This is a genomic window from Verminephrobacter aporrectodeae subsp. tuberculatae At4, assembly GCF_000193225.1.
Classification (GTDB): Bacteria; Pseudomonadota; Gammaproteobacteria; order Burkholderiales; family Burkholderiaceae_C; genus Acidovorax; species Acidovorax aporrectodeae.
This window is the reverse complement of record NZ_AFAL01000721.1, coordinates 1-8,595: the sequence shown is the minus strand read 5'-3', so window position 1 is coordinate 8,595 and position 8,595 is coordinate 1. Positions and strand designations below refer to the sequence as shown.

The 8,595-nt window shown below is 64.7% G+C and carries 7 protein-coding genes and 1 pseudogene; all 8 read right to left on the bottom strand.

What is annotated here, in order from left to right; translation table 11 throughout:
- The coding region (locus VTU_RS31990; protein ID WP_010108151.1) for an IS4/Tn5 family transposase DNA-binding protein at positions 1-141 on the bottom strand (141 nt) is incomplete at its 3' end.
- 147 nt (positions 142-288) lie between these two features.
- Complete coding sequence (locus tag VTU_RS28995; RefSeq protein WP_010108150.1) at positions 289-1,005, bottom strand: YecA family protein; 717 nt, start codon at positions 1,003-1,005, stop codon at positions 289-291.
- A 2-nt stretch (positions 1,006-1,007) separates the two neighbouring features.
- On the bottom strand, positions 1,008-3,107 hold the full coding sequence (locus tag VTU_RS28990) for an ATP-binding protein (protein WP_081479901.1): 2,100 nt from the start codon (positions 3,105-3,107) through the stop codon (positions 1,008-1,010).
- Between the two features lie 50 nt (positions 3,108-3,157).
- Positions 3,158-4,555, bottom strand: coding sequence for an amidase (locus VTU_RS0120595; protein ID WP_010108148.1), 1,398 nt, complete (start codon positions 4,553-4,555; stop codon positions 3,158-3,160).
- A gap of 16 nt (positions 4,556-4,571) precedes the next feature.
- Positions 4,572-6,062, bottom strand: a complete 1,491-nt coding sequence (locus VTU_RS0120590) for an ABC transporter substrate-binding protein (RefSeq protein ID WP_029554614.1) — start codon at positions 6,060-6,062, stop codon at positions 4,572-4,574.
- A gap of 100 nt (positions 6,063-6,162) precedes the next feature.
- Positions 6,163-7,029 (bottom strand): annotated as a pseudogene (locus tag VTU_RS31985) (ATP-binding cassette domain-containing protein); the annotation flags it as partial.
- Positions 7,026-8,045 carry an ABC transporter ATP-binding protein gene (locus VTU_RS0120585; protein ID WP_010108144.1) on the bottom strand — a complete coding sequence of 340 codons (1,020 nt, stop codon included), beginning with the start codon at positions 8,043-8,045 and terminating at the stop codon, positions 7,026-7,028. The pseudogene VTU_RS31985 and the gene VTU_RS0120585, both read right to left, overlap by 4 nt.
- Positions 8,046-8,066: 21 nt before the next feature.
- A partial coding sequence (locus tag VTU_RS0120580) for an ABC transporter permease (protein ID WP_010108142.1) occupies positions 8,067-8,595 on the bottom strand: 529 nt, incomplete at its 5' end.

The following is an 8,595-nucleotide window of genomic DNA, read 5'->3' as shown; positions in this document are numbered from 1 at the left end:
GGTGTCGGCCCAATCGCCGCAGGCTTGGGGGATACTGGCCGTGGGCTTGGCGCTCAAGCTCTCGATCAGGTGGATCGCACGCTGTTTGCGTCTGGGGTCCCCCAGGTTCATGCTCTTGAATTCCGTGGCTACCCAGTTCATTGTGTGCTTTCGCTATGAAATAGGTAGCATAGCTTATGCTCGGGGGCTTGTGTATAAAGAGATGGGTTCAGAGTTGTCGTCGCTAACGCGGCAAACCAATATGGACTTGGAACATTGGCTAAGCCCCTGTTGAGATGTAGTTCGGGATCATGCGCCGTGACACTTTTTGAACTTGAGGCCAGAGTTGCAGGGGCATGACTCGTTGCGCCCCACCTTCGCGCGCTCGCGTGCTATTGGCGCAGGCTGGGCAACTGACGGCCTGGATATAGCGTCCTCTCGCAGTCTGCGCTGAGGTGGATGCCCCTTCAGACGGATTTCGGCAATGAGGCGCTCCTGACCTGCGAGTTGGGTTTGCATCTGCGGCGGCGCCCCTTTGATGAGGGGCTCTAGCTGCTGCATTTGTAGTTCCGCTTCGTTGAACTCACCGCTATAAGCCAATATCACTGCATACAAGCCGCGTGCATCAAGCATCCTGCCCACCATGGAATGTCGCTGGATGAAAGGCAAGACAAAGGCCTCCATCATGTGACGAGCTCCCAGGAGGTCATTTATGTTCACGTGGTCATCAGCAACGTCGAGTCCGACGCGCACGTAGGAATCTACGGCGCCAGCAATCTCGTAGAACTGCATTGCACGGATTCCCGTGGTGAGCGGGGCTCTGCGCCCCGTCTTTCGACCAATCATAGTCAGAAGGTCAAGTGCATCTGCGAAATGCTTTGCGTCATCAATGTCGAGCGATGGTTTGTCAATTGCCTTCCAGGGCTCCGCTTGCTTTAGCCCTATCACCTGCGCCGGGGAAATGCAAAACACTTCGCAGTACTCTCCAATGACACCGGAAACAAGCTCCTCAGCGACACGGTACATGCCTACAAAAAAAAAGCCGCCGCAGTGTTGTATGCCAGCACACGACGATAGTCCTTTCGATCAGGCATATCGCGCGACACCTGTTCGAGTGCGGACATCATGCTGTCCTTATCGCCTCGTGCGGCCGCAAAGCGCATGCGCTTCATCCAGAGCCGGTGTCGATGCGTGGGCGAAAGGCCGAACTGCTCAATGACGCGCTCACTTGCCGAAAACCACTCGGCCACCTTGTCGGTTTGCTCGCGCACTCCGTGCTTGAACGCTGCGAAGATCAAGCCGTCGTAAGCCCAGAATTGCTGCACAGGATTCAACACCCCTGAGGCCAACGCTTGCTCCAATGCCGACGAAACTTCTGGAATCACGCCCATCTCATGGAAGATCTCTTCTCCCATCAGTTCTATCAGGGGTTCAAGGTGATTGAGTGCGGACAGCAGTTTTGCCCAAAAAACGATTCGCGCGAAATCACGACGCTCTTGCAAAGATTGCAAGATGATCTCGGCCAAGACCTTTTGCGCCTGCGCCCTGCGCTCTGGCATTTCGTTAGACCGAGTCTTGCCGAGGGTGCGAACAGCATCGTGAATGCGAACACGATCGCCTCCAACGCTCTGCGCCAACCCCCGCGTCTTGAGCTGCCTCAGTGTGCTGGCGGCCGTCGCTTCCTCCATGGCCAGACACTCCGTCAGCAACTTGAGGATCTCTGCCCGATATAGCGGTACGTCAGAGAAGCTAAGGGCGCAGACTGCCTGCTGCAGCTGAGGTGCCAAGCTATCGAAAACATGCTTCAGGATCATTTCCTGGGCGGTGACTGCGCCGTGGATGCCTCTCTCAAGCGACTGCACGAACTCATCGATGCCGCCACTATGCTCCGCTGCTGCCAAGCGAGCTGCACTTTGCACGAACAAGGGATAGCCTCCTGTCTGGACCCGCAGTCGCTCCATTCCTTCGATCGTGCCGGTGCAACCGAGCCCTGCAGCTTCGCCTGCAACATCATCAACAGACCAGCCGCAAAGTTCCTCGCGCTGGATGCCCTGCAAAGCTTCCAACTCCGCGACCGTACGCCCGGGGTGGCACAGCAACACCAGACGTATGCACGACGTATTCCTTACGACCTGCTCCAGAGCTGTGGACGGCAAGGTGTGGGCGTTGTCGATCACCAAGATTGGGGTACGGCCTTTCTCCTCCAATGCCTGGTCCAGGGCTCGAAGCGATTCGAGGCCGCTTGCGCCGGGAAGCAGAACCCTTTCCAAAGCTACTGCTCCCGCCAGTTGGGCGGCGCATTCCCGCACGAGGGCTGATGACAGGGCTGCAGGAGCAGTGTCTCCCGCGTCGTAGTAGGCGCATGAATTTCCTGAATGGGCGGCAGTCTGCGCCGCCCACGACGTCTTCCCCGCCCCCGAAAAGCCGCAGACGACCCGAACGTGCGCCGTCGATTCAATCGCAGGTTCGTTTTGGTGCGGCCTGTAATGAGGCAGCAGCTCAGGGAAGTCGTGCAACTGGCATGCGAACTGTTCGAAGAGGACCGGCAGGTTCTTCGCAAGGAACTGATGATCGCCGTAGGGCTCTGTGCCGCTGGACGCAAGCGCCACGTTTGCGGCCAGCTTCCAAACGAGCGTTTCGGCTGCGATCGTTCGCAGCGGCAACTTTTCTGCGACCGTCGTGCACCAAGCGACCGCACTCGGAATGTCTCGCCAAGCCGGGGGTAGGGCCTGGGTTTGAGGTCCAAGTCGACCCACGGGCCATTCCAACGAAACGTAGCTTAGGTCGCGTTTGGCCAGCGCCGAACAGGGTGGTTGAGTCGAGACAATCACGAACTGGGCTTCGCCGGCCCTACGGCCTGAGGTGTGCTCCTGTTGCAGTGCCGTAAATCGACTCAATGCGCCCTCAATGTCGGATTGGATCAGTGGACGGTTCCGCGTCTTGACCTGCACATAGATCGTTAGGGATGGGAATTGCAGTTCGATGTCTTCGTCCATCTCGACTCTGACAGCCATCAGGTCCGTGCCTTGAGCGGCAAGCAGGCAACCAGCGGCAAAGAGGTGCTGGTACATGAAGCCTCGATGAACAGCTTCGATCCTGACAAGCTGGGCTGGATCCAAAATGACCATGACGGCGCGTAACCTCAAGGGGTGAATACCGACTGCATCACCCGGTCCCTTCAGTCCGGCCGGGGCCAGGCGCGCTGCGGTTCGCGGATTGATTCGAACGCATGCGCCAGTTGCAGCACGCCCAGGTCGTCGAAGCGGGCGCCGACGATCTGCAGGCCGATGGGCAGGCCGCTGGCGGTGTAGCCGCAGTTGACCGACGCGGCGGGTTGTTCGGACATGTTGAAGGGCACGGTATAGCCGATATGTTCGAGCGGGCGCAGCGGGTCGTTCGTCGGCGAAGGCAGTTCGGCCTGGAAGGCGGGGATCGGGGCCACGGGCGAGATCACGTAGTCGAAGGCATTGCAAGCCCGGACGGTGTGCACACGGGTCAGGTGGAACTGCTGGCTCGCGTGGAAGACTTCGGCGCCGCCCATGCCGGCCACGCTGTCGGCCCAGGCGAGGATATAAGGCAGTACCTTGGCGCGCCGCTGCGGCGGCAGGGCCTGCAGGTCGATGTGCGTGCGCATGCGCCAGAAGCGGTCCATGCCGTCGAGCATGGCCTGCGTCATGAAGGGCTGCATGGGGGAGACGATCGCGCCCGCAGCCTCGATGCGCCACGCAGCACGTTCCACGGCGGCCTGCACTTCGGGGTCCAGCGTCAGGCCGCAGCCCGCGTCGAGCAGCAGGCCGATGCGCAGACCGCGCAGGCTCTCGGCGCCGGCGGAGAAGCGGCTCCAGGCGATGTCCTGCGCCGGCAGGCTCATGCTGTCGCGGGCGTCGGGTTGGCTGAGCACCTGCATCAGCAAGGCGGCGTCGGCGACGGTCCGGGTCATGGGGCCTGCGGCGCGGCCGGTATAGGGCGGGTCGATCGGGACGCGGCCCAGGCTTGGCTTGAGGCTGAAGATGCCGCACCAGCTGGCGGGCAGGCGCAGCGATCCGCCGATGTCGGTGCCGATATGCAGCGGGCCGTAGCCCGCGGCCGCAGCAGCAGCGCCCCCCGCGCTGGAGCCGCCCGGGCCCTTGGTCAAATCCCAGGGGTTGCGCGCGAGCGGGTGAAAGCTCGACAGCCCCGAGGACAGCATGCCGTAGTCGGGCATGGTGGTCTTGGCCAGGATCACCGCGCCGGCCTCGCGCATGCGTGCGGCCGGGGGCGCGTCGGCGGCCGCGGGCCGTGGCTCGACGGCCGCCGTTCCCAGCGGCATCGGGTCGCCCCGGGTGGCGATGTTTTCCTTGATGGTGCAGGGCACGCCGTCGAGCGCGCCCAGGGGCGTGCCGCGCAGCCAGCGGGCCTCGGACGCGCGCGCTTGCGCCAGCGCGGCGTCGGGGCGCAGCAGATAGGTGGCGCGCAGCTGCGGCTCCCAGCGTTCGACGTGCGCCAGCACGGCCTGCGTGACCTCGACGGGCGAGAGACTGCGCTGGCGGTAGGCGGCGATCAGGGTGTGGGCGGACAGGTCGTGGAGCGCGCTCATGGCGGGGGTCTGCGCTTCAGGTCCAGGAGAGCGCGGAAAGGTCGTTCACGAACACCGGCATGTCCTTCCACAGACCCTTGAGGTTCTTGTTCGCCACCGTGACCCACTGGTTCTGGTAGAGGAAGACATGCACCGCGTCCTCGGCCAGCAGGCGCTGTGCGTCGCCCAGCAGGCGCGCGCGCTCGGCGGGGCGCGCAGTGCTTCTGATCTGCTGGAACAGTTCGTTGAACCGGGGCGACTGGTAGCCCCAGTAGTAGTCGGGTTTGGCAAAGTTGCCCAGATCGAAGGGCTCCACGTGCGAGATCAGGGTCAGGTCATAGTTCTTGTTGCCGTAGGTTCCGCTGAGCCACTGCGCCCACTCCACGTTCTGGATCTTGGCGATGATTCCCACCTTGGCCAGTTGCGCCGCGATCACCTCGCCGCCCAGTCGGGCATACGCAGTCGGGGGCAGCGTCATGCTCAGTTCCAGCGGCGTTTTGATTCCGGCTTCCGCGAGCAGTTTCTTGGCCTTTTCCACGTCGTACGGGTTCACACCGGTCGTATCCACGTAGCCGAAGGCGCCTGGCACGTAGTGGCTGCCGATGGGGGTGCCATAGCCGTTGGCAGCGGCCTCGATGACGGCCCTGCGGTCCACCGCGGCGGCGATCGCGCGGCGCACGCGCAGGTCATTCAGCGGCTTTCTGGCGTTGTTCATGGCCAGGATGGTCTTGGCGCGCGAGCCGTTGACCGTGACCTGAAAGCGCGGGTCGCCCTTGAACTGTTCGATACCGCGCTCCGTGGTGCGCGGGAATACGTCGATATCGCCCGCGAGCAGCGCCGCAATATGGGTGGCGGAGTTCGGGATGAAGCGGAAACTGGCGCGTTTGATCCGGATCGCTGCCGGGTTGCGAAAGCCTTCCCAGGCCGTGAGCACCACCGACGAGCCCTTGTTCCAGGCGCCAAGCCGGTACGGGCCCGTTCCCACGGGCTTGGTCGCGTTGCTCTCCGCGCTCTTGGGCTCGACGATGATGGACACGGCTTCGCCGAGCATGAAGAGCAGGTCCGGGTCGATGTCCTTGTTGAGCAGCACCACGGTGTGCTCGTCGATCACCTGCGTGCTGAGGCTGGCAAAGGACGGCTTTCTCTTGTTGCTGCTCTGCTCGCCGCCCGCGCGGTCGAACGAAAACTTCACGGCCGCCGCGTTGAAGGGTTCGCCGTTTTGGAACTTCACGCCGCGGCGCAGCCTGAAGGTATAGGTCTTGAGGTCGGGCGAGACCTCCCAGCTCTCGGCGAGCAGTGGCTTCACGCTGCCGTCGGACTGGATCTTCGTGAGCGTCTCGAAGATGTTGTACTGCACGATTTCCGCGATGGCCGACGCGGCGCCGGTGCTCGGGTCCAGGCCCGGGGGTTCGAGCACCATACCCAGCACTACGCTGTCTCTGCGGCTCTGCGCCAGGGCGCAGAGCGGGAGGGACAGGGGCAGTGCAGCGACGGCGCCAGTGGCAAGAACGGTACGGCGATTTGGCATATCGAAACGCTCCAGAAAAAGCAGATGCAAGAACAAAAGCCCCGGCAGCGCCATGTGCTGCCGGGAGGCGCAGCAGCCTACACCATCGGGGGGTAGCTGCTGCGCTCCCTGCCGCGGCCGCCGCACGCCGGGCCCGCGCGCGGCCCGGCTGCACCTGCGGCACGGCGGCGACCAGCGAGCGGGTATAGGGGTGCTGCGCGTTCCGGAACAGCTGCGCCGGCGAACCCCGCTCGACGATGCGGCCCTGGTAGAGCACCACGACCTCGTCGCACAGATGGCTCACCACCGCGAGGTCGTGGCTGATGAGCATGTAGGTGACACCGAATTCCTGCTGCAGATCCTGCATCAGGTTCAGCACCTGGGCCTGCACGGAGACGTCGAGTGCGCTCACGGGCTCGTCGGCGACGATCAGGCGCGGGCGCGTGATGAGCGCGCGCGCAATGGCAATGCGCTGGCGCTGGCCGCCGGAGAACTCGTGCGGGTATTTTCCCAAGTCGTTGGGGCGCAGCCCGATCTGCTCCAGCACCTGCACGGCGCGTGCATGCTGCTCGGCGCGGCTGCTTGCGCGCAGGGCCTGCAGCGGTTCGGTGACGATGCGCTCGACGCTCTGGCGCGGGTCGAGCGATCCGTAGGGGTCCTGGAACACCATCTGGAAATCGCTGCGCGCCTGGCGCAGTTCGGCGGGGGACAGCCGGTGCAGATTGCGGCCCAGCAGATGCACCGTTCCCGAGGTGGGAGCGTCCAGGGCCATGACCAGGCGCGCCAGCGTCGATTTGCCCGAGCCCGATTCGCCCACGACCCCCAGACTGCGGCCGCTGTGCACCGAAAAGCTCACGCCATCGAGCGCCTGCACCTTGCCCGGGGGGCGAAAGAGATGCTCACGCGGCAGCGTGTACGCACGCACCAGGTCTTGCACTTGGAGCAGGGCAGCGTCTTCGCTGGGGCTGCCCTGGTGTTCCAGGGTCATGCGGCTTCCTCGGCCCATGCATCGCGCACCTGGGCAATGGCCTCCTGGCGCAGACAGCGCACCTCGTGCCCGGCGTCGGCGGCGACCCGCGTCGCCCGGGGGCGTTCGTGGTAGCAGTCCGCCGCGGTGTAAGCGCAGCGCCCGGCGAACGGACACCCCGCGGGCAGGTCGGCCAGTTCGGGAACCATCCCTGCAATCGTCGCCAGGCGGGGGCGCGGGCCCTGCGCGGGCCCGGCGCCCAGATGCGGGCGCGCGGCAAACAGTCCGCGGGTATAGGGGTGCGCCATGGCCGAGAAGACGGACGCGGTGGGGCCGCTCTCGACCACGCTGCCGCCGTACATCACGAGCATGCGGTCCACATTCTGCGAGATCACGCCCAGGTCGTGCGAGATCAGGATCAGCGCCATGTTGCGCTCGGCAACGAGATCGCTGATGAGGTCCAGGATCTGCTGCTGTATGGTCACGTCGAGCGCCGTGGTGGGCTCGTCGGCGATCAACAGGTCGGGCCCGCAGGCCAGCGCCATGGCAATCGTGATGCGCTGGCGCTGCCCGCCCGAGAACTGGTGCGGGTACGCGCCGAAGCGCCGCGCCGCGTCGGGGATTCCCACACGATCGAGCAGCGCAATCGCCGCCGCGCGGGCCGCGGTCGCGTCCATTGCGCGGTGCAGGCGCAGCGGCTCGGCCACCTGGCGACCGATGCTGTGCACCGGGTTGAGCGCCGTCATGGGTTCCTGGAACACCATGCCGATGCGGTTGCCGCGTATCTGGCACATCTGCGCGTCGCTGCGGCCCACGAGTTCCTGGCCATCGAAGCGGATGCTGCCGCCGAGCCCTGCGCCCTCGGGCAGCAGGCCCATGAGCGCCATTGCGGTGATGGACTTGCCGCAGCCCGACTCGCCGATCAGGCCCAGGGTTTCGCCGCGCGCCAGAGAAAAACCCAGGTCCCGCACGGCGTCGGCCGGGCCCCGGTGGGTTTGCAGACGGATCCGCAGCTTGGAGACTTCGAGCAAGGGCATGGGCCGCGCTGCGTGCATGTTTCAGCGCTTGCGCGCGAGGCGCGGGTCGAGCAGGTCGCGCAGACCGTCGCCCAGCAGGTTCAGGCCGAGCACCACCAACGCAATCGCCAGGCCCGGCCACACGGCCAGCAGGGGCGCCTGGAACATCCGCTCCTGCGCCTCGCTGAGCATGCGGCCCCACGAGGGCTGCGGTGGCTGCGTTCCCAGCCCCAGGTAGGACAGCGCCGCCTCGGCCAGGATGGCGATGGCGAACCGTAGGCTCACCTGCACGATCAGCACCGACAGGATATTCGGCAGCACGTGCTCGAGCGTGATGCGCCAGCTGCCCTTGCCGCAGGCACGCGCCGCCAGGATGTATTCGCGCGACCACACGGCGTTCGCCGAGGCGCGGGTGATCCGGATGAAGATCGGGACGTTGAAGATGCCGATGGCAATGATGGAGTTCACGACTCCGGCGCCAAACACCGCCGTCAGCATGATCGCCAAGATGATGGCCGGAAACGCAAAGCTGAAATCGGCGAGCCGCATGATGAGCTCCTCGACCCATCCG

Coding starts and splice junctions, on each gene's coding strand:
- VTU_RS28990 (WP_081479901.1), bottom strand. CDS start 3,107: ATGGTCATTTTGGATCCAGCCCAGCTTGTCAGGATCGAAGCTGTTCAT.
- VTU_RS0120590 (WP_029554614.1), bottom strand. CDS start 6,062: ATGCCAAATCGCCGTACCGTTCTTGCCACTGGCGCCGTCGCTGCACTG.
- VTU_RS0120595 (WP_010108148.1), bottom strand. CDS start 4,555: ATGAGCGCGCTCCACGACCTGTCCGCCCACACCCTGATCGCCGCCTAC.
- VTU_RS0120585 (WP_010108144.1), bottom strand. CDS start 8,045: ATGCCCTTGCTCGAAGTCTCCAAGCTGCGGATCCGTCTGCAAACCCAC.
- VTU_RS28995 (WP_010108150.1), bottom strand. CDS start 1,005: ATGTACCGTGTCGCTGAGGAGCTTGTTTCCGGTGTCATTGGAGAGTAC.